Here is a 21,605-nt window from a genome sequence, read left to right as displayed (position 1 = left end):
AAGCCAACGAGCTACTAAAAAGTGAAGAAGGAATTGCTAAAAGAAAGAAACGGTGCTTTGATGTCGAACCGGTCTTTGGCAACATCAAAAATAACCACGGCTTCCGCCGGTTTATGCTCCGCGGCAAGCAAAAGGTCGAAATCGAATGGGGACTGATCGCATTAGCCCAGAATCTAAGGAAAAGAGCAGCTTAGGAGCGCCCGTTTCTTGCTTTTTAAGCCGAAAACAGCCGATTAGCTTTGAATGGATCGATATCGCGTTTCAATTTCCACTCAGTTTAAAGCAAATGGACGAGGGTGCCTCGGCTAAAACTGAGACACCCTCTTTTTCGAAGAAGCAGAATCGCTTAGATATCTGCCTCTATAATGTCTGACTCTTTGATGCCATAAGCCCTTACAACTTCCTCATAATTGTTCATGTTAACACCTGCATTGGCACGGAACGATTTGCTAGGAATAATCACAGCGCGAATTCTTTGGAATGTTCTCTCAGGAGGAGTTTGCTGATCTTCTGACCAGCTAACCGGACGGATATCTATGAAAAACTGGTTTCCTCTGAGTAACGTGATGAAGTTGAAAGTGGTGCTTTTGCCTTCGCCAAACTCAACTTTTCCAGGAATTGCCCACCAGAGATTCTGGCTTTGAATAAAAACGATCACTACACTTTTTGCAAGCGCTGCTGTATCGGCTGCTGAGAGGTTGTTTTTTCCCATTGTGTAGCCGCCATTGGTACTTGGTTGATTAGGAGCTGTAATCAATTCTCTTGCTCCTAAAGCGTCCTTACCGGCTACTCCGGTATCACCTTTCGGTCCTGCTGGTCCCGCCGGGCCTGCTGCACCGGCTGTTCCTGCTGGGCCAACTTCGCCTTGCGGACCTTCGCAGCTCAGGGATACCCCAACAATACCAATCCAGGCAATTACAATTAGTTTTTTAAGCATAGCTGTATCGATTAAGTTAAAATAAGTGAATTAGATTGTGCAAATAAACGGTGAATAATAGAAATACCTAAAGCGAGTGGCAAAAAATGCACTAACGGTCACCATGTATACTCCATGAGCGTACTGTTCTGTGCAAAAAAATTGTACCCGCAGTTAGTTAACCCTGTAATCGCAGATGCGGACTGAATCCAATTCGCGGATCAGAGTAGATGTAGCGGCAGCTTTTTGTAGTATATCTTCGATTCACCCTCATGAAAATTTGTTAGCTTATTCAAGATGTTGTAATTTCATCCTAAAATCCATTCATTCTATCGGTTACCGCTTTATTCAAGGATACCTTTCACCTCACAGATCCGTACCAGGCTCTCACATTTTAAAACAGGAATACTATAACATTTTGTTTAATCTATGAAATCTAAAAATTTTACGAGAAAATTCTTAGTATTAATTGCCCTTGCCTTGTTCAACTTTGGTGAACTGCATGCCCAGTGGAGTGGGGTGTATGGAAATGAATGGCTTGCAGGTAAGTACGGCCAGCCCTGGGTAAGTATCAAGGCAGGTGCTATTCCGGGTAGTAACAACACTTACACGCGCTCGAAGGGAATTTACAGAGTTGCGATGAACTCTGCCTCATTGCCCAGTGAGATCAAGAATGCGGACAAATCCAGATTACAGCTCTACCACCGCGGCAGGCAGGTGGATATCATCAAAGCCGACGATACTGAAATCCTTTTTTACGCTGTACCCAATGACGGTAAATCGGACGAGCTTTTCTATCGTCCAGCTTCATCGAGGGTGAACCCTTATTGGAGCGCCTATTCGGACGAAAGCACTTATTTCCTTACAGTTGGAGCGGAAGCTGGCGCGCGTGCAGCCACAGTACAGCTTAACAATCCGGGTGCAACCGTATTGGATTCTCATATCAAAACAGATCTTAAAACTTTCCAGAACGATTATTCTCATGCCGCCTATTCGCCCATGCGTCCACCGAACATCAACAGTTTCATGGAAGATGGAAAAACGAGAACAGGGGCTAGTCTTTATGATGACGGCAATCCAACGTGGACAAAAAATGGTACAACTGGCGCAGAATTCTCGGTTCAGGTTACTAATAAATCGGGTTCTGGCAATCCGCAAATTAAGGGTTTGATCCACGGAAGAAGTTACTTCCCCTCATTCGGAGGATCTCGGGTGATTGAAGTCTACATTGGCAAAACTGCCGCTACATTGAGAAAGGCCACACAAGTATCAATCCCTGGCTTCTATTTCGCTGAGTTCACCATTGACGTACAACCAGATGATCTGGATGCGACTGGGAAAGCGGTGCTCGGATTTACAACGCTTGGAAATTCGGAAAATGTTGGAGGTATTACTGTTTATGACAGTTTCTCGGTGACTTATTATCAAGTAACCTATTCGCAAACGCTCAACATGCAGAATGCTGCGGCTGCGGAGTTTGTGTTTCCAGGCGCGCCAACAGGTACTCAAAACAAGGTAAGCATCAGCAATGTGCCTGCGGGCGCGTCATTTTACGATATTTCAGATCCTGACAAACCACGCAAAGTCGTTGGCACTGCAAATGATCTGCAATTTTCGAGGATCAATGATGGTCAGTTGACGCTTCTGGCAACTAATCAGACACCATACACAGTCACTGATAACAAAATAGCGAAGGCCGACTTTTCTAATTTCAATCCTTCTGATTTCAACTATTTGATCGTCACTAATAAAACGCTGGAAGTCGCAGCAGGCGAGTTCAAGGACTATCGCACCAGCGGTTCTCCGGGAACAAAGTATAAGGCCGGCGTTTTCAGAATTATCGACATCTACAATCAATTTAACTACGGAGAGCCAAGCCCCGTTGCAATAAGACGCTTTGTAGATTACATGATTTCCAATGGTGACAGACAAAAGTATCTGTTGCTAATGGGACCATCCATTGCCAGGAACGACAGAGCAGTGAGAGAAATGCCGGACGAAGTGCCTACTGTGGGTTATCCAAGTTCTGACGTTTTGCTGGTTGAAGGTCTTGGAGGCGAGCTGGAAGATGTGCCTGCGATACCGGTAGGAAGGATTCCGGCGGTAAGTTATGATCTGGCGCACGGTTACCTTGAAAAAGTGAAAACTTATGAGAGTGCAAATGTAGATCTTGCGTGGAGAAGAAAAGTAATCCACGTAAGCGGGGGTAAAAGCAGCGCGGAGATTAACCTGCATGCTGGTAACCTGAGTACAGCTGCAACTGTAAGTGGAATTACTGCTCAGTTCAGCGGAGTTGTTAATGAATATAAGAAGCCCGCAGCTCAGGCAGGTACGATCCCTGTGCCGCTGGATATAACTGCGCAGGTAAATTCAGGTGTGGGTATGATCACCTATTTCGGACATAGTGCGCCATATCAAACCGATTATAACTTTGGCTATGTCTCGGACGGGGCTAAGGGTTACACTGCTACGAATGGAAAATACCCGGTGATTTACTACAATGGATGTGATATCCTGAATATTTTTAGCAATAATATTGGAAATACAAGTGTGAATAGTTCTTCGTCCAGACCTCAGTCAGTTGACTGGCTTTTAAGCCCGGACCGCGGCGCGATAGCTGTGTTCGGTAACTCGTTTTCTGGATATAATGAGAGCTGTAATGAGTTTCTGCAGGAGCTTTATCCATTGATTTTTGGTGCATCTGATAAAGCACGCCAAACACTTGGAAATATTTTGCGGGCCACTTCTCAAGAAACGAAATCCAATCCGAATCCATACAGAATGTCGGCTGACAATGCGAGAATCGCTGCGGACTATCAGAAAAGAAGAGCACAGCTGCATCAGACGGTATTGATCGGAGACCCTGCAATCAACATCCTGTTCAGCACAGAAGGCGGCTTACCTGTTGATCTGAGCTACTTCAATGCAAAAGCAGTAGGTGAGAGTTCAGTTGAAGTTACCTGGAAAACGGCTTCTGAGAAGAATAACAGCCACTTTGTTATTGAAAGAAGCTACAATGGAAAGAATTTTGAAGTAATTGGCCGCGTGGAAGGAAAAGGAGACACTGATGCACCAAGCAGCTATGTTTGGTACGATACCAAACCGCTTTCAGGAAAAAGCTATTATCGTCTCGTTCAGGCTGACAGGAGTACTGTTGAAAACGGACAAAGTGTGGACGGTAAAAAAACAACTTCGCAGATTGTTCCGGTTGATCGGCCTTTTTCAAGTTCGCTCATCATTTCTCCAAATCCGGCAATTGATATTGCAGAGATTAAGCTTGACCTGCCTGTTGCAATGAAAAGCTGGAAGCTCATCGACCTGAATGGTAAAGTAAGACGTAAAGGTTTGACATCAAATCAGATTAACATGAGCGATCTTCCTTCCGGCGAGTATGTTCTGGAAGTAACAACTGCATCAGAAGATACTTATTCGAAGAAATTGATCAAGAAATAATGCACGTATAATAAAGAAGGTATAGCATATCGTTATTTGCTATACCTTCTTTGTTATAAACCAAAATCATAAATGAGCTATCGACACACTCTCTACAACATCTCCCTTCTGATCTTTATCCTGACTACAAATCTGTCCTTCGGGCAGGCGGGCAAGTCTTACGATAACAGCTGGATCAAGTATGATCAGCCCTATCTTAAAATCCTGGTGAATGCAAAAGGTATTCACAAAATATCGCTTTCATCTCTGCCTGCCAGCTTTCCGGTCTCTGAACAGGCTAAATTGCAGCTTTGGCATTATGGAAAGCAGGTAGCCATCTCAATCGTCAACAAGGAAATAATATTCTACGGAGTGCCCAATGAAGGCAAAAGGGATTCCCTGCTGTATCGTCCATACAGTGCGCGCATGAATCCGTATTTCAGCATGTATTCGGATGAAACTGCTTACTTCCTCACTGTTTCCAATTCCAAATCACTTCGTGCAGAAACAGTATCCCGAGCCGTGGACATGAAGGTGCCTGCCACAGCCAGTCACGTAGCGAAAGATCCTTATATCCTTAAAACGGACTACTCTCTCATTACTCCTAGTCCTTTAAGACCGCATTTGTCAAATTCGTTTTTCGAGGATGGTGCTAGTCGCACCGGCCCCTCGGTGGTGAAAAATACGCTGGTAACCTATCCCGTTCAACTCACGAATCCGGTTGATGTAGCTACAAATAAGCCCCGGCTGAAAATGCTCGTTCACGGAAGGAGTAACAACCTACGTAACGTAGAAGTTTATGTTGGAAAAACGGCGGAAAGCCTGCGTTTGGTCGGAAAGATTACCAGCAGAGATTTTGTAGGGACGGAATTTGCATTTGACATTCAGCCCGGCGATATAGACCAGGCTAACAAGGGAGTAATTGCATTAAAATCACCCAGTAATGAGCCTTACGAGGCATTTTCGCTCGGCTACTTTACGGTTACTTATCTGCAAACATTATCCGCGCAATCGAAAAAATCATACGAATTTTCTCTGCCCGCTTCAAAGGAGAGTGTAAGCCGCTTAAACATTGCAGGGCTGGCGACAGGATCTGTATTATATGATATTACCGACACACTCAAAATAATCTCGGGAGATCCGGCTAATTTAATGGTTCCCCGTAAAGCAGGTAAGGAATTGAAATTGCTTGCTGCGAGCGAGGTAACTACTGTTGAAGCTGCCAAGATCAGCTCAGTCAATTTCAAGCCCTACGATCGTGCTAAGGCTGATTACATTATAATCACAAGTGAGAATTTGCTGAGTTCCTCACAAAGTTATGCAGCTTACCGCAGCTCAGCGGCGGGAGGAAACCATGCTGTGTTGGTTGCTAATATCAAAGACTTGTATAATCAGTTTAACTACGGAGAGCCCAGCCCGCTGGGGATTCGTGGTTTTATGGACTATATACTGGCTGATGGAAACAAAAACCGGTATCTCTTTTTAATCGGCTCCTCTACCTCTTACGTAGATCGTATGAAGAGAGGGATGCCGGACGAAGTTCCAACTGTTGGATACCCTGGCTCAGATCTTCTGCTTGTGTCTGGTCTGGCAGGAACTTCCATAGACAATGCGGCCATACCCGTGGGAAGGCTGCATTCCATTACAAATGAACAGGTACTAAGTTATCTGGAAAAAGTAAAAGAATATGAGCACAGCAAAGCGGAAGACCGCGCCTGGCGCAAGCAGATATTACACCTAAGTGGTGGAAAGTCGGCATCTGAGATAACCCAGCTTAAAAACTTGTTGGAACGTGAGCGACCAGCTGTTGAGAATGGAAGGGTTGGAGGCAAGGTTATCGCGCTTACGAAGCAACAAGCAATGTCGGAGGTAGAGAAGGTGAATATCACCCCTCAGGTAAATGCGGGAGTTGGTATGATTACGTTTTTCGGTCATGGCAGTTCCACCATCACTGACCCGGATATCGGCTATGTAACGGATGTGGACCGTGGGTACGATAATGCGGGCAAATATCCCTTAATGTACTTTAACGGATGCAGTGTTGGCAATATTTTCGCCGGGAAAACGAATACCAGTCCCAGTGCAGGCAACAATCGCGCTCCATTATCATTGGATTGGATGATAGCTCCTAAAAAAGGCGCAATTGCTGTTATTGCTAATTCCTATGAAGGGTTTATAAGTCCGCTTACCGGCTACCTGGATGAATTGTATGCAGGCATTTTTTCTGATGAACAAACTTCCAACTTATCCATTGGGCAGATACAGCTGATAGCGAATGGTAAAGTACTGAAAGCCGGCGCTAATGAGTATGATATCGCGAACATACATCAGTCCGTTTTACAGGGTGATCCAAGCTTGAAACTGGTAAGTGTTGCAAATGCGGATTACGCACTTGATGCTGACGAGGCTATCTTTATCCAGTCAGAGGAGAAAAATAAGTCAATTGGAAATTCGGCTAACCTCACCACCGGCGTCATCATTGAAAATCATGGCAGGTTTATAAAAGACCAGAAAGTGCCTGTCGAGCTGAGTTTCGAATACAAAGATGGTACAAAGCGTGCTTCATCTGCAATGGTCAATGCATTTCCAAGCCGTGATACTTTACTTATCGCAGTTGTTAATAATAAGGATCTGGCAAGAATTGTCGTGAGAATAGATCCGGACAGTACTATCAGTGAAACTTCCAGGAAAAATAATTATTCCGATCTGGTAATCGACTGGGATAGAGCGAAGGATCAGAGTTTTTACCCGACAGAACCTTTGAAAGATGTCATTGCTCCCATTATGAATGTGATGTTTGATAGCAGGACAATCAGAAACGGTGACTTTGTCTCTTCAAAGCCTTGGATTGAAGTCGTGCTGGAAGATGACCGTCTGCTTTCCGCGGACTCATCATTAGTTGATATATTTCTGAAATCGTGTCAGGATGATTCCTGCGAGTTTATAAGGCTCGCCCATTCAAATGGAATTGAGATTGTTGAAAATTCTGAACGATCATTGAGCTTCAACTATCAGCTTGATAATCTAACACCTGGTACCTATGAACTACTGGTAAACAGCAAGGATGGTTCAGGCAATGCGTCTATCAAATCGTACCGGATTTTATTTGTGATACCTGAAAATGATATACAGCGGAATGTTTTAATCGCAAGTCCTAATCCAGCCTCTGAGTATGTACGGTTTGCTCTGGAAAATGTTGGTAAGGAAGGTTTTAATGCAATTACCTGGAAGATATACAACCTGAACGGGATTCTGATAGACTCTGGGTCTGAGAGCAGTGAAAAGCAGGCTTTAAAAGAATGGTACTGGCTTCCGAAGCAAAATGTTAAATCCGGCATTTATATCTATCAGGTGAAGCTTTCAGGCAGCACTGAAAAATCGATTAGCGGTCGGATCGCACTGACAAGATAGGAGCATTAGTAAAGATTGTTTTCCCGGAGCCAGTTCAGCCAGATAGCAAGTGAGATTGTCCTTGTTACAAAGAATTGGCTCCGGGAATGTTTATAATCCGGCAAGCCCTCCGTAAAAAGAATTGCGAGGCATTCTTCAAATTTGTTTTTCTCTACGTACTGCCAAACGGGATTATCCTCTTTTTCCATCAGCGCTTTCGACTGTGTAGCGAGTCGCAGTGCAGCCTGCCTGCCGTAGATACTAAAGTTCGCTTTGAGCGGTCTGATCCGTACGTTTTCCGGCAAGAGATCTTTCATCGCCTCCCTGAAATGCTGCCTGCCCAGGCCAACTCCGAATTTCGTTCTCATCGGGATTGATAAGCAAAACTCAAACAGATCTTTGTCGTAGAAAGGAAATAGGTTTGAGATTTGATAATACCGTCCCAATGCGAAAAACTGCTCACTGGCTATAATGGACTGTGCATTGAAAACATCGTCAATCCCCATTCTGTATTGCTCCGGAAGTTCTCCCCTTAGCAGATTGGAGGTTTCCTGTGAATTTCGCTGAATTTCAGTTTCTATCAGGTATTTCGTTGCGACTGAAGTGGGCAGATTATCGCCATTAATCCTGGAAAGCCTGTTCTTAAAAGCACCGATTCCTTTCTTTAAAAAGTGCCACAGCGACACGTTCATTTTACTGGATGAAGTCAGTAAAAGACTTATCGCCTCGCTCAAAGAAAGCTGCCGTAGCTCACGATAAAATTCCTCCACCACCAGCGATCGCTTGTATAGTTCATACTTCTTGTTTTCATCAAAAAGATCCCATTGCGGGAAGTTTTTGGTCAAAGAAGTATACCGGATTCTAAGTCGGATCAGCGATTTGAGTTCTTTCCAGTCACGTTCAGCATAACTTTGTCTAATCAATTCCAAGCCGCTTCCAACTACTGAATCCCCATCGTGCCCGATCAACAGCGATTTACAACCTAGCTCAGCCGCCTTTTTCATCAGACTTCCTTGTGCAGAAGGGCTGATCACCATGCATTCAGGATGTCCGTAAAGAGAAGTATAAAGTGAAAAAAGCTCAAAATCGTTGGTTTGAGGAGGTACTTCATGGTGAATGGAATGGATGTTATCGGCTACTGCGGACGCGTAATCGGATTCATCCGAATACTTTGTTTTCGTATCCAGATAGAGTGTGTGCAGCTCCGCATCCGGCTTTAACAGATTTGCGATCGTGCTTAAAGAGGAAGAGTCCATCCCACCACTCAAATGGGAACCGATAGGTTCTGTCGGTCCTTCAAGGGACTTGGCTACCGATTTGAAAAGCAGCTTCTTAAAAGTCTGGCCGAGCTCTTCAATGGAAGTGATATTGTTCCATTTAGATGGAGACAAACTGAGATAACGTTCTAGTTTTACCTCTGATGCATTGATAACAGCTGTATGACCCGGGAGTACTGTCCTGATGTTTTCAAAGAAAGTGCGGGCAGTGTAACTTCTTGCCTGATCTTTACGGTAGCTGATGTAATTAAGAACACGTACCTTATCTATTTCGAGGTAAGGTCTGGCAACATCCATTTGAATCAATGAGACCAGGCTGTTCGAGAAAGCTACAAAGCGGTTCGGGACATGGAGGTAATAGAATGGGATAGTTCCGAAGATATCTCGCTTTAAATGTAGTGTTTGTGTTATTTCATTAAACCAAATACCCCATTCAAATTCTTGCAAGATTCTCTCGTGAACCTGATTGTCCTGCATATCATTAGCAGGATTTACTTCGGTATTGATCAGAATTTCACTCTCACGTTTATGCAAAAAATTAGCTCCATAAATAACCTGTTTTGACAGGGTATTTAGCGGAGCTAATTTTCGTAATCTTAAAAATCCGTTTGTCCAGCGAATCGTACCAGACTTCTTGTTTTCAGCAATGTTAATGTTGTTTTCGAAAGATAGCACTCCTTCAACAACCACTAACTGGTCCACAGATCTTTTGAATGCTGAAAAACTTACAGACTATTCAGAAAAGTCGAATGTTGGACCCAGATCCTGAGCGCTACCGATTTTCCCTTTTGTTAATTTCGCCACATTACCGAATCTGTTCAAAACCGGTTTGCGATAAGACTTTTTCGTCTGTGTAGAGTGCGATGTCACTGTTCTCATGTGTAGTTAATTAAAATGATTTGTACCAGTATCCGCCGTAAAATTAGGTACTTTAATGTAAAAAGCAAACTTTCAGATGATTAATTGTTAGAAAACCAAACCAGAAAATTTGGAAATCATAGAAAAAGCTGGATTATTCTCCGCCAAATTCGACTATTTTCCTTGTCTTACGTGTCCCAGAGTCTATTTTCCCCGATCCGATGCAGGCGTCGTCCTGGCAAAATTCGAAGGATGTTTGTAAATCCGAAATGAGCCCGACGCCCAGGCCGTACTGCTTGATACCAATGTACCGGTTGATAATGGAACTGTCATTTCTTTCGACCACATTCAGCACATTATTAAATGTTTGGTCTCCAATTTTCGCAGATTGTCCTAAATCTTCATAATGATAGTCTTCCGCGTCGAGATTGTTGTAGATGTTTCCATTCCAGCTCATTCGCATGTCAATCGGGAATGCCATTGAAAAGAAGGTCTGGTTGTCGATGTTCGTCAGGATTTTGTCCGGGAACTTCTGAACAGCAAACTCCTTGACTTTCGTCCAGTACTCACCCGCCTTGTTTCGTGTTGAACGGGAATAGGTGTAAGTGGAAATTCCTTCTGCATTGGTACTAACCCGCTCGATCTGGTCCTTTTCTTGCCAATTTTTAATCACCGGATTGGCCTGACCAGTCGAATAGATTTCTTCCCGCACATCGTAAATAGCATAACGGCCAACTTCCAGAGGATAATATTGGTAAGTATCGACCGGCTCAGCTTTGTCGCCATCGCATGCGGCGAGCGACAATGAAACGAAAAGCATTAACGCCCAATTTTTGAGCGACCTGTTCTGTGCAATGTGTGTAAATGTGTTCATCAAGGGATATGTTTTTTTTAAATTGATTCAAATGTTGCTAAACGCGTTCTTCCAGCTTGGCTTTCAAAAATCCGATAAGTACTTGCAAGCCGACATCAAACCGGTTGTTATTATTAATAATCACATCGGCTTCGGACCGGAGCGGTAATATGAACTTGTCGTAAGTAGGCGCTACGTGATGCTCCCATCGGTAAAGTACGTCGTCTAGATCGTAGCCACGTTCGTTATTATCACGAATAATGCGCCGTTTTATTTTAACATGCTCCTTCGCGTCGACAAATATTTTCAGGTCAATGAGCCGGGCAATTTCAGGAAAATAAAAGACAAATATTCCTTCGACTATGATAATCGGCCTTGGTTCAAATATAAGTATTTCCGGCGTGATCAGGGGATTGTTGAAAGTGTACTCCTTCTGATGGACTTCCCTGCCTGCGCGCAAAACCGCAATGTGCTCGGCAAATAAATGATGGTCGATAGTTTCAGGTAAGTCAAAGTTTTCTACGCCGTTTTCGTCACGCGGGATTTCGTGTATCGGCCGGTAGTAGTTGTCCTGAGAAATGCGGGTGATTTCGTCCTTTCCGAAAGACTCGATCAGGCTCTTCATAAAGTAGGTTTTACCTGACGCACTTCCACCTGTAATACCAACGATATACGGGGGCTTTTCCTGGGTTATCATAATGCTGCTGAGATCCTGCAAAGAGGAAATCGTGAAATTAATTTTAGAAGATACTAGTTAATAACCGCCAGTTTACCCGCCAGTTTTTCGGATCCGTCACCCGATACAATAAAGACCATGTAAATGCCGCCACGTGCACGCTTTCCATTATAATCAGCCAGGTTCCACGAAGCAGTCCCGCCTTGTGACCGTGTTTCAAATATCAAACGTCCCGAAAGCTCGGTAACCTTTACAGTGGATCCGTCCATTAATCCTTTGAAACCAACCCTCCCGCCAAAACCGGGCCGCACAGGGTTAGGGAAAATCGTAACCTGATTGAGATCCTCGGAAGGTTCGCTGGCATCGCTGCGGTAAGATACCATACCATTTGAAGTGTCCACAAATAGCAAACCTTGCGCGGGATCAAATCTCAGCGCATTGATTTGGGTCGAAGGGAGCGGGCTATTTTCGGTATTGAACATGGTCAGGAGCTCTGTTCCGTCGGGGCTGAAATGGTAAAGTCCGTTCCGGGTTGCAATCCATTTCCGGTTGCCTGGCTCGACTGCAATTGCTGTACATTTCTCATTACTGAACAATCTCCGCTGACCGTAAATCGGGAGGATAGCGTCAATGCGGCTACCGTCCAGCGCAACGTCCGGCACGAAATACCCCGCGCCATTATCACTTGCAAACCAGATGTTGCCGTCATAATCCAATACAAGACTGTTAATTAAATTGGAAGGAAGGCTGCCAGAGCCGATTGATGTAGACAATATTTTCTGCTGCCCAGCAGTATTTTTCACAAGAATGCCTCCCCCCTGATAATCCGGGATCCGCGCCCAGCTTGTTCCCAATCCGTCAATTACAATGGAGTCCAGGCTGGCGTTAATGGTCGTGTCGGTTCGGGCTGGTGTTACGGGCTGAAAATTCGGACCTGCATTGGTGATAAGACCAGCTTTCCCGTCCGCGACCCAAAAACGCCCGCTTGTGCGGATTGTGCTTGCCAGTGCTTTAAACAATGGATCAGCTTTCACGGCGACATTATTTCTGGCGTCGATGGAAATGATCTCACCGGAAGTAGTTGCCAGCAATTCGTTATCCGAAGAGTTGATGTTGATATATTCACTTTGTGAAGCAAAAGCGAGCTGCCAGTTACCATTCGTTAATTGGTAAATCCCTTTTCGGGCAAATCCGGCAAATAACTTTTTGTTAAATACCGAAACGGATACCGCATCCTTGCTGTCGGGGACCAACTTCCAATTTGCAAAATACTGCCGGTTGACCGAAGGCAGCATAGAAGTTGCCAGGAGACCTTCGCGGGTTACTGCGAATAACGAGTCTTCCGAAAAAGCGAGATCTCTCACCGCAGCCTGAATTCCTCCCGCGCCGATATAGCGGTAACTTTCCTTCACCTGCCGCATTTCGGTATCAAGCACAATGATGCCGAAATCTGTACATAGATAAGCCAGCTGATCCCGAAAAAGGATTTTACGTACAACTTTACTTTCCGTTATTCCCGAAGTTTCCGCCAAAACAGACCAGCCTTCAATCTCGGCAGGAGCGGTATTTTCATCAAGGTAAACGAAATCAATGTAGCCGCTTCTGTAAGCGAGCAAAAGCAGGTGGTTTTTAGGGTCAAATGCGAATGCACTTACTCCATTATCCCCCAATCCTTGCGCCTTCGACCAGCTTTCTACTTCTTGGGTCGTGGTATCAAGACTGAAAAAACCGTTGTAGGTACTGTAAAAAATGTGGTTGTTAACAGCCAAAACCTGCCGGGCCGACAAGTTGCTGAAGTGGTTTTGCCAATGTCCGATTGGAATGGTCTGACTTTTGGCCTCTGGCAAAAGGTTACCCAGCAAACAAAGAATGACCAGAATGTTTTTCATCTGTCCGCGTGTTTCCTTTTGGTACCAACCCCCACTTTCCTTTCGCTCGTAAATTAATGATTATTCAACTGTTATTACAGCAGAACCTTTCCCGGTACCACTGCCGCAGCCGCTTTTAAGGGAGCTGATCGTATACTCAGTTGTTGCAGCCGGAGAGACGGAAATCAGGTAAGGATTCAGAAACGTCCCGTTGATTGCTGTTCCATCAGACAATGTAAATGACCAGGGCGGCAATCCGTTTTTAAATTTCAGCTGTATTCTGGTCGTTCTTCCTGCGGAAATTGCACCTCTTCCTGAAACTTCGCCAATTGCCCTGTCGGGCGCGACTACATCAATTTCTTCAATGGCGCTTGAAACTGCCGGTGAGTTGGAAACAATTCGTATTTTCTGGGTCTTGATAGTGTCTCCAACGGCCGCATTTGGGATTTTTACTTTCATTGCAGTCGGCGTGATAGTAGTGGGCAGGTTCACGAAACGGCCAGACTTATCAGTCATTTGTACCGCAAACTTGTTACCTGCATTGTACCGGCCTTCTGTTTTATATGGAAGTTCGATCGTCGAGCCTGCACAGACCATATTTTGTGGCAGCTTTTCCAGTGTAATGCTGGCCGGAGGCATTTTCACGGAGACTTTCGCACTTCCCGAGAATTTACCCACGCCGCAAAGTCCACCCGCAGAAGTAATCTGATAGTTGGTATCATATAAAGGTTTCACCTTGATTTTTGCAGGCGACTCCTGGATGTTGTTTTCGTAAGTTCCGTCTGAAAGCAGCACAAACCACGGTCCGCCACCGGTGAATTTCACCGTCAGCTCACCAGTTTCATTTTCACCCAACCTGAGCGAATCTTTTTGAAGCGTAGCCACTGTCGGAGAAACAATGGACACGTTGGTTGTCTGCGTAACCAGGTAAGGTGCCGACGACACAACCCGCAGCTTGTAGTCACCAGGTTTGTAGTTCGCAGGGATCTCAGCGGTGATAAAACCTGTGGTATCCGGTGCTGAAATCGTCTTGAATGCACCTGTCCGCTCCGCAATCTGCACTACGAATTTATTTCCCTCCTTAAACTTGCCTGTTGCATTGAATGGAACCTGGAACGGAACCCCGCCGCATAACCTGGCTATTTTCTCAACTTCTTTCAATTCCAGTTTTGGCTCTGGGTTGCTGTTTACATTCACAATAGCTTCGCCAGATGTAACCCCGCTGCCGCACGCATTTGCCACACCTGATATCCTGTATGCTTTAACTTCCTTTGGCTTAACAGACACATAATGCGGATTGGAAAGCGTGCTTAATATGGTAGTGCTGTCGGAAAGCCTGAAAGACCAGGGCGCTGTTCCTGTCAGGTGTATGCGGAGTTGCACTTCCTGGCCGGGCATTGTCCGGCTCGTTTGTGTTCCGTCCATGAAGTCAATCCTCGCGGAAGGCGTCTGTAATAATCGGATAGGTACTTCCTGGCTTCTGGCAACCGGAATGGAGCTGACGATTTGCAGACGGTACACTTCACCGCCGATCTTGTAAGAAGGGATAACTGCTTTTACCGGGCTTTTCTTAACCGGAAGTGAAATCGGTACTGTTTTTCCCGAAGCGTCAATCATTTGCGCCAGGTAAGTGTTGGCTTCGTCAAATGGTCCGCTTGCTGTGAATGGAATGTCGATCGTGGTGCCGGGACAAACCGACAGGTAAGAAATATCGCCGATTGTGATCGTAAAAGAATGAAGACTGTCGCCCCGCGCTTTTTCCAGTTTTTCAACCTTCTCATCCATTGCTCTTTCCGTCAGACTGTCCGGCGTAGCTTCGGTTGAAAGATCGTCAACTTTGGTCGTGTCCACTACTGCATTGCCCTCAGCTTGAATTGAATCTCGCAGAGGAGCAGTAATCTTTGTGGCTTTTCGTACAGTATCAGGAGCAGCGGCTGCCGGTTTGGGCGCCGGAGTAGTCGCATTCTTTTTGGGTGATATGATGGTCTTTCTGGGTGAAGTTGTTTTTCTCTGTGCCTCCACATTGGTGCAGACGAACATCAATCCAAGAAATAGTAATGCGATAAACCGGAGCATGTATAATTTTTATTTTCTAATTCATTGAAACCAATGTACTTCCTCGGAGTACCGGGACAACATCGTAAAGATCTTTTTGCAGACAGTAAGAAATGTCTTTCTGAATTCCCAAACGTTGCAGCCTGCGAACGTGAGATGAATTGGAGACACTCGCCAGCAGGTTATCTCTGCTTTGATCATAAAGTCGCTGGGCCATCAAAGTCCCGTCTTCCAGCAGCATAAATTGGTCTTTCAAAGCATCCGCAAGTGCTCCCGCAAACAGGGTATCTTCCAGGTTGGGCCGGCCTTTCCAGCCAGCACAAAGTACAAGAACATCGTAGGGTTCGGTCCTGAGGTGATTGGCCAGTGCGCCCAGGTTCAGGAAGGAGCCGATCATCACTTTCACTGCGGAAGCTTTTGCTTTTGAAATGGATAACGTTCCATTGGTCGTTGTCATTGCTACCTGGGAGCCGATCAGCCGCTCATTCATAAAACTGAATGGGGAATTGTCCAAATCAAAACCTTCTACTTTCCGCGCATCCCGCTCTGCGGCAGCTATAAAACCTTTATCCTGTAAAAACTTGCACTCCTCGATAGTTGCGACGGGCGTAATGCTTTTTACGCCATAAGCAAGTCCGGTTACCATACAGGATGTCGCGCGAAAAATGTCGGCAACTACTACAATTGAATTATCAAGCTTATGTAAATGGAGCAGATCGGGGGTAAGACAAACGTCAAGTTGTTTCATTCTGAAAACAGGTGCTGATTTTTAGTTTTTTACAAAAGGCAGTTTTACAATCTTCGCCTTCAAAAGCTTTTCCCTGACTTTTATAAATACCTCCGAATCAGCTTTGCTAAACTCTGTCGGTACATATCCCATTCCAATGCCTTTCTGTAAAGTAGGTGACTGGGTGCCGGAAGTAACTTCGCCAAGTTTATCACCTGCCGCATCACAGAGCTCATAATGCCCCCTTGGAATGCCCCTGTCAATCATTTCAAAACCAACAAGCTTCCTTTTCAGGCCGGCTTCTTTCTGCGCTTTGAGGTTTTCTGAATTGATAAAGTTCTTTGTAAACTTGGTAACCCAGCCTAGTCCGCCTTCCAGCGGCGAAGTGTTATCGTCAATGTCGTTTCCATATAAACAGAAACCTTTTTCCAGTCTCAATGTATCCCTGGCGCCCAGTCCGACGGGTTTAATGCCAAATTCTTCACCTGCTGCGAAAATCGCTCTCCACATCGCTTCGGCAGATTCATTTTTTACATAAATCTCAAAACCGCCAGCGCCAGTATAACCAGTCGCAGAAATGATCACATCCTGAATACCAGCCATTTCACCGATCCGGAAGGTATAATAATCCATTGCGGCAAGATCAACAGCAGTGAGCTTCTGTAAAGTAGCTGTCGCATTAGGTCCCTGAACTGCAAACAGGCAGGTAGCGTCCGAAATATTCTCCATTTCAGCTCCTTCGCTGTTCTGGCTCTGGATCCAGTTCCAGTCCTTTTCAATATTGGATGCATTCACAACCAAAAGGTAGCTGTCCTCTTTAATGCGGTAAACCAGCAGATCGTCCACAACACCGCCGGTTGCATTAGGCAGATAGCTGTACTGTACTTTTCCGTCAAACAATGCAGCTGCATCGTTGGCGGATACTTTTTGTATCAGGTTAAGGGCATTTTGGCCTTTAACCAGGAATTCTCCCATATGGGACACATCAAAAACACCTACGTTATTGCGTACAGCATGGTGCTCGTCCAAATCCGAAGAGTAACGCACAGGCATTTCAAAACCTGCAAATGGGACCATTTTAGCGCCTAATCCGACGTGGAGCTGATGTAATGGGACTGTTTTCATGTAGAACAAATTGATTCACTTTAATTCACAAAAGTATGCAAAGCGGCGCAAAGCCGCACAAAAAAGTCTTTATTCACTGATTGCCCAGTGCTTTTTGAAGTATATTGTGAAAAAATAGGTTAAAAATTGTATCCATCGAATGGTGGATTATTTCAAACAATGATGAATAAACAACTACTGGTCTGGGCTATTTTCCTGAATGTCGCAAATGCTTTTTCGCAAACCGCCACGTTCAATGGTCAGGTAATCGACGATAAAATAAGCATCGGGTACGGAGTCGCCGCCGGCGATGTAGATGGCGACGGAAAAACGGACATTTTGCTCGCAGATAAGAAAGAAATTGTCTGGTATAAAAATCCGGGTAAGAAGGATGGAAGCTGGGCTAAATACGTAATTGCAAAAGACCTGACCGAGCAGGATAATGTATGTATTGCAGCCAGAGACATCGACGGGGACGGAAAAGTGGAGGTAGCAGTAGGCGCGCAATGGAATCCTTCTGAAACAAAAAATAACAGAGAATCAGGAGCGGTTTTCTATTTATCGGCACCGGAAGATCGCACCCAGGTGTGGGAACCTGTTCGCTTGCACCATGAAGTTACAATTCACCGGATGCAATGGGTCAAAAAAGCGGACGGTGACTTTCAGCTGGCGGTTTTGCCCCTTCACGGAGAAGGCAATGCAGGTGGAGTAGGAGCCGGGGTCAAGATGATATTATTCGATGTTCCGGAAAACAGAAAAGGGATCTGGGGTTTCGATCTGCTGGAAACAAACATGCACATGACCCACAATATGCACCCAATGGAAGTTCCTGGCCGCATTCTCGGGCTGTCAGTTGCGGGTAAGGAAGGAGTTCAGGTGTTTTTGAATGGAGCTGATGGTTGGGCGCCTTCGGGTAACTGGATGGTAGCCGATCAGGGGGTAGGAGAGATCCGGACGGGCAGTTTGGGTAAAAATCAACTTTTCACTGCGACGATCGAGCCCATGCACGGGAATTCCCTGGTGGTGTATTCAAAAGACAATCGTACTGTGCTCACAGACAAAATCAAGGAAGGTCACGCATTGGCTTGCGGAGATTTCTTCGGCCAGGGCCGCGACCAGGTAGTAATGGGCTGGCGTAACCCGAATGTAAGCGGCGAAACAGGCGTCAGGATTTTCGTTGGAATGGATCCGGCAGGTAAAAAATGGCAGGAATACACATTAGACGAAAAAATCAAAATCGCCTGTGAAGATTTAATGGCCACCGACCTGGACGGCGACGGCGACCTCGACATCATAGCCTCAGGCCGCGCCACACACAATGTTGTTGTTTATTGGAATCAAAAGAAAAAATAAAAAGGGTTTGGAAACTTTGTTTCCAAACCCTAGTGCCTTGTCAATCAGCGCAGTCATAGGCGAAACGCATCAAGCTTTGTCTGTCTGAGCGCAGTCGAAGACTAGAGCGCAGCCGAAGACTAGTCCCGACGCCCCATCAAGAGGCTTACATAATAAAGTAATGTAGCCAGGGAACCGATCGCAGCCACCAGATAAGTTCTTGCAGCCCATTTCAGCGCATCCGCAGACATGGTGTATTCTCTTTCAGTTACAATCCTGTTTTTCTGAATCCACGCCAAAGCACGGTTACTGGCATCGTACTCAACCGGCAACGTGATAAAGCTGAAAAGGGTAGTGGCCGCAAACAATGCAACACCTATTGTCAATGGAAGAACTGTGGTGTTGATCAATACAATACCGATCAAAATAATCCATTGCATATAGCGCGACGCGATACTTAGAAAAGGTACCATTTGCGAGCGGAACTGCAGCCATTTGTAAGCTGTCGCGTGCTGTACAGCGTGTCCGCATTCGTGGGAAGCAACCGCAGCAGCGGCGACGCTGCGCCCGTAAAATACATCCGGGCTCAGATTGACTGTTTTATCCTGAGGATTATAATGGTCAGTGAGCTTTCCTTCTACAGACAAAACCCTTACATCATAGATACCACTTTCCCGCAACATGGTCTCAGCGATCTCCTTTCCGCTCATCCCATTGCTCAGTCCAACCTGAGCGTATTCTTCAAATTTGCTTTTCAGCCGCCACTGGACGTACAAGCTTACAAGCATTACACCAATACCGATTACATATGCACCCATCATAGCTTTTCCTATTTATATCCTTGTTTGATTTTCTCGATCAGCGCCGTAGTCGAATAGCCCTGTACCAGCGCTATCGTTTTTACTTCGCCTCCCTTAGCTAAAACAAAATCCGCGCCAGCAATAGTTTCGACGGTATAATCGTCTCCTTTTACCAAAATGTCAGGCTTTACAGCCTCAATCAACTGACTTGGCGTCGGTTCGTCGAACAAAATGACAGCATCGACGAATGCGAGCGCGGCCATTAATCTTGCACGTGCATATTCGTTTACAACTGGCCGCAATGGACCTTTCAGCCTGCTAACCGATGCATCAGTGTTCAGGCCGAGCACCAGTCTGTCGCCCAGCGCACGTGCTTTTTCCAGGTAGTCGATGTGTCCCAAATGCACGATGTCGAAACAGCCATTGGTGAAAACCACTTTTTGTCCGGCGCGTTGCCACGATTCTACGGTTGGAATTGCTTCTTCCAGTCTCAGGATTTTGCTTTCAGTAAGATTCATCGGATATAAAAGGTGTTAAATGCCGGAAAATGAATGTATAATCATCATACTGATTTTCCATTATCTCAGACTATTACAAGTCACTATTGACTTGCGTTCAGTCATTAGGTCATTAAGTCACTTAGTAGCAATCATTCATTCACTCATTCCGCGTTCCACGGCGGCTTATTCAATCATTCAATCAATCAATCATTGAATCAAGCCGACACCTGCTCAGGTTCGCCTACCGTTTTATTCTTTTTTAACAAAACAAAAAGAAAGGCCAGCGCGCCAGCTGCCAGCATAAAGAGCATTTGTGCTCCGTGGATAAATGTTGCGAGGGTAATCCCGTCACTCTGCGACAGTCCGTAAAGGATCATCACGTTACCTACCAGCAAGTGATAAGCTCCGATTCCGCCTTGCGTCGGAGCAGTCATTCCGATTGCACCAACCACCAGGAGTGTCAATCCGGCGAGCGGGCCGAGGTCGGAAGTTTCGGGAATGCAGAAGAAAAGTACGTAGGAGACAAAATAGTAAAGTACCCAGATCATTAATGTACTTAAAACGAAAAGTCCGGGATTGCGCAGCTTGCGAATACTCAGCAAACCTTCCAGCATACCTTGTGCAAACTGGACGATTTTTGCGACCAATGCATTTTGTTGCAGTTTCGACCTGAGTGTAAGGTTTTTATAAAGATAAATTGCCAGTAAAACAACCAATACTAATCCGCCAACGAGGATACCCAGCAGCATTCCACTGCCGGAGCCGCCGTTTCCACCAGCCACTTTGCTCTGGAAAAAATCGGTAAAGAAAGTACTGAGGCGATCAAATTCTAAAATGAAGTTCAGGCCGATCAGCAGAACCAGGATAACGACATCGAAAATCCGCTCCGCAACTACTGTTCCGAAGCTGAGGTTTACAGGTATACGTTCCAGCCTGTATAATGTTCCGCAACGTGTTACTTCCCCCATTCGCGGGACAATGTAGTTGGCAAAATAGCCCGTCAAAACAGATACTGAGCTATTTACAATGCCTGGCTTGTGGCCGAGCGGCTCCATTAACATGCTCCACCGCCAGGCGCGGGTAATGTGCGCGCATAGGAGAAAGAAGCAGGAAACTGCTATCCAGCGCCAGTCTGACTTGGCAAACCGCTCCAGCATTTCAGCCAGATTAATATCTTTAAATACAAACCAGATCAGTCCGCCGGCGAGTACCAGCGAAATGGTGTAGCGTAAAACATTTTTCATAGCTGCTGTTTATTGTGGTGCTGGTAAGATCGATCAGCTCACCAGATGGTTGTTGTGGTCGGGAAAAACGATCATCGGCTTGAAGGTTTTGGCTTCTTCCTGGCTCATTGATCCGTAAGCAATAATGATGATAATATCTCCGATCTGGACGCGGCGGGCAGCAGCTCCATTAAGGCAAATCATACCCGATCCTCTTTCTCCCTTGATTACGTAGGTTACAAAACGTTCGCCATTGTTGTTGTTGACAATGTGAACCTGTTCATTCTCAATCAGTCCGGCAGCGTCGATCAGATCTTCGTCGATTGTGATACTGCCAACATAATTCAATTCTGCCTGAGTCACCTTCACGCGGTGAATCTTGGATTTCATTACTGTGATTTGCATTACTCGGTATAATAAGTCGAGATAAAATGGAATGCATTACTGCCCAAAGTTACAGGAATAATGCGCAGTCCTCAAAACATCCGGGCCCGGTTTACGGTTCCAACGTCGCGCTTAGTAGCTTATCCTTAGAATCTACTCGTTCGAATGGGCCTTTTTTCGAGGGCTTGAAGTAATATTCCGAGGCACTTT

16 protein-coding genes are annotated in these 21,605 nt (G+C 45.5%); 4 read left to right on the top strand and 12 right to left on the bottom strand.

Annotated elements, in window-relative coordinates; all coding sequences use genetic code 11:
• Positions 1-194: transposase (locus tag Q369_RS0103435; protein WP_031526387.1), on the top strand; the 194-nt coding region annotated here is incomplete at its 5' end.
• Positions 195-346: 152 nt separating this feature from the next.
• Here the strand turns inward: Q369_RS0103435 and Q369_RS0103430 are convergent.
• On the bottom strand, positions 347-937 hold the full coding sequence (locus Q369_RS0103430; protein ID WP_031526386.1) for a hypothetical protein: 591 nt from the start codon (positions 935-937) through the stop codon (positions 347-349).
• 408 nt (positions 938-1,345) lie between these two features.
• Between Q369_RS0103430 and porU2 (Q369_RS0103425) the strand changes: the two genes are divergently transcribed.
• Together porU2 (Q369_RS0103425) and porU2 (Q369_RS0103420) are read left to right on the top strand one after the other, a co-directional pair.
• Positions 1,346-4,369 carry a putative type IX secretion system sortase PorU2 gene (gene porU2, locus Q369_RS0103425; RefSeq protein WP_031526385.1) on the top strand — a complete coding sequence of 1,008 codons (3,024 nt, stop codon included), beginning with the start codon at positions 1,346-1,348 and terminating at the stop codon, positions 4,367-4,369.
• A gap of 72 nt (positions 4,370-4,441) precedes the next feature.
• Entirely contained in the window at positions 4,442-7,759 is a 3,318-nt protein-coding gene (porU2, locus tag Q369_RS0103420) for a putative type IX secretion system sortase PorU2 (RefSeq protein ID WP_031526383.1), read from the top strand.
• Positions 7,760-7,764: 5 nt separating this feature from the next.
• On the opposite strand, the gene Q369_RS0103415 is transcribed toward porU2 (Q369_RS0103420), so the two are convergent.
• The 7 genes from Q369_RS0103415 to gcvT form a co-directional block, all read right to left on the bottom strand.
• Positions 7,765-9,717 (bottom strand): asparagine synthase-related protein, encoded by a 1,953-nt coding sequence (locus tag Q369_RS0103415; RefSeq protein ID WP_157488017.1) that lies wholly within the window; start codon positions 9,715-9,717, stop codon positions 7,765-7,767.
• A 310-nt stretch (positions 9,718-10,027) separates the two neighbouring features.
• Entirely contained in the window at positions 10,028-10,747 is a 720-nt protein-coding gene (locus tag Q369_RS0103405; RefSeq protein WP_051663876.1) for a hypothetical protein, read from the bottom strand.
• 37 nt (positions 10,748-10,784) lie between these two features.
• Entirely contained in the window at positions 10,785-11,423 is a 639-nt protein-coding gene (gene udk, locus Q369_RS0103400) for a uridine kinase (protein ID WP_031526380.1), read from the bottom strand.
• A gap of 53 nt (positions 11,424-11,476) precedes the next feature.
• The gene (locus Q369_RS0103395) at positions 11,477-13,291 is read right to left on the bottom strand and encodes a PorZ beta-propeller-like domain-containing protein (RefSeq protein WP_031526379.1); all 1,815 of its coding nucleotides are present in this window, start codon (positions 13,289-13,291) and stop codon (positions 11,477-11,479) included.
• Between the two features lie 60 nt (positions 13,292-13,351).
• A complete protein-coding gene (locus Q369_RS0103390) occupies positions 13,352-15,346 on the bottom strand; it encodes a hypothetical protein (protein WP_031526378.1) in 1,995 nt (664 codons plus the stop codon).
• A gap of 16 nt (positions 15,347-15,362) precedes the next feature.
• Entirely contained in the window at positions 15,363-16,073 is a 711-nt protein-coding gene (locus tag Q369_RS0103385) for a 2-phosphosulfolactate phosphatase (RefSeq protein WP_031526377.1), read from the bottom strand.
• Between the two features lie 21 nt (positions 16,074-16,094).
• Complete coding sequence (gene gcvT, locus Q369_RS0103380) at positions 16,095-17,177, bottom strand: glycine cleavage system aminomethyltransferase GcvT (RefSeq protein ID WP_031526375.1); 1,083 nt, start codon at positions 17,175-17,177, stop codon at positions 16,095-16,097.
• A 162-nt stretch (positions 17,178-17,339) separates the two neighbouring features.
• On the opposite strand from gcvT, the gene Q369_RS0103375 reads away from it, so the two are divergent.
• Entirely contained in the window at positions 17,340-18,509 is a 1,170-nt protein-coding gene (locus tag Q369_RS0103375; RefSeq protein WP_031526374.1) for an FG-GAP repeat domain-containing protein, read from the top strand.
• A gap of 119 nt (positions 18,510-18,628) precedes the next feature.
• Here Q369_RS0103375 and Q369_RS0103370 read toward each other — a convergent pair whose 3' ends face one another.
• The 4 genes from Q369_RS0103370 to panD form a co-directional block, all read right to left on the bottom strand.
• Positions 18,629-19,309, bottom strand: coding sequence for a zinc metallopeptidase (locus tag Q369_RS0103370; RefSeq protein ID WP_031526373.1), 681 nt, complete (start codon positions 19,307-19,309; stop codon positions 18,629-18,631).
• Positions 19,310-19,317: 8 nt separating this feature from the next.
• Entirely contained in the window at positions 19,318-19,806 is a 489-nt protein-coding gene (rfaE2, locus tag Q369_RS0103365) for a D-glycero-beta-D-manno-heptose 1-phosphate adenylyltransferase (protein ID WP_031526372.1), read from the bottom strand.
• Positions 19,807-20,003: 197 nt separating this feature from the next.
• Positions 20,004-21,032, bottom strand: coding sequence for a lysylphosphatidylglycerol synthase transmembrane domain-containing protein (locus Q369_RS0103360; protein WP_031526371.1), 1,029 nt, complete (start codon positions 21,030-21,032; stop codon positions 20,004-20,006).
• Between the two features lie 33 nt (positions 21,033-21,065).
• Positions 21,066-21,416, bottom strand: a complete 351-nt coding sequence (gene panD / locus Q369_RS0103355; RefSeq protein WP_031526370.1) for an aspartate 1-decarboxylase — start codon at positions 21,414-21,416, stop codon at positions 21,066-21,068.
• Between the last annotated feature and the right edge of the window lie 189 nt (positions 21,417-21,605).

Origin of the sequence: Dyadobacter crusticola DSM 16708 (assembly GCF_000701505.1) — a bacterium.
In the GTDB taxonomy this organism is placed as follows: domain Bacteria; phylum Bacteroidota; class Bacteroidia; order Cytophagales; family Spirosomataceae; genus Dyadobacter; species Dyadobacter crusticola.
This window is presented reverse-complemented; position numbering and strand designations above follow the sequence as displayed.

Bases quoted from the DNA above. Each gene is read 5' to 3' on its own strand.
- Q369_RS0103375 (WP_031526374.1), top strand. From the start codon at position 17,340: ATGAATAAACAACTACTGGTCTGGGCTATTTTCCTGAATGTCGCAAAT.
- Q369_RS0103385 (WP_031526377.1), bottom strand. From the start codon at position 16,073: ATGAAACAACTTGACGTTTGTCTTACCCCCGATCTGCTCCATTTACAT.
- Q369_RS0103390 (WP_031526378.1), bottom strand. From the start codon at position 15,346: ATGCTCCGGTTTATCGCATTACTATTTCTTGGATTGATGTTCGTCTGC.
- Q369_RS0103395 (WP_031526379.1), bottom strand. From the start codon at position 13,291: ATGAAAAACATTCTGGTCATTCTTTGTTTGCTGGGTAACCTTTTGCCA.
- gcvT (WP_031526375.1), bottom strand. From the start codon at position 17,177: ATGAAAACAGTCCCATTACATCAGCTCCACGTCGGATTAGGCGCTAAA.
- Q369_RS0103430 (WP_031526386.1), bottom strand. From the start codon at position 937: ATGCTTAAAAAACTAATTGTAATTGCCTGGATTGGTATTGTTGGGGTA.
- porU2 (WP_031526383.1), top strand. From the start codon at position 4,442: ATGAGCTATCGACACACTCTCTACAACATCTCCCTTCTGATCTTTATC.
- Q369_RS0103370 (WP_031526373.1), bottom strand. From the start codon at position 19,309: ATGATGGGTGCATATGTAATCGGTATTGGTGTAATGCTTGTAAGCTTG.
- Q369_RS0103360 (WP_031526371.1), bottom strand. From the start codon at position 21,032: ATGAAAAATGTTTTACGCTACACCATTTCGCTGGTACTCGCCGGCGGA.
- udk (WP_031526380.1), bottom strand. From the start codon at position 11,423: ATGATAACCCAGGAAAAGCCCCCGTATATCGTTGGTATTACAGGTGGA.
- Q369_RS0103405 (WP_051663876.1), bottom strand. From the start codon at position 10,747: ATGAACACATTTACACACATTGCACAGAACAGGTCGCTCAAAAATTGG.
- porU2 (WP_031526385.1), top strand. From the start codon at position 1,346: ATGAAATCTAAAAATTTTACGAGAAAATTCTTAGTATTAATTGCCCTT.
- panD (WP_031526370.1), bottom strand. From the start codon at position 21,416: ATGCAAATCACAGTAATGAAATCCAAGATTCACCGCGTGAAGGTGACT.
- rfaE2 (WP_031526372.1), bottom strand. From the start codon at position 19,806: ATGAATCTTACTGAAAGCAAAATCCTGAGACTGGAAGAAGCAATTCCA.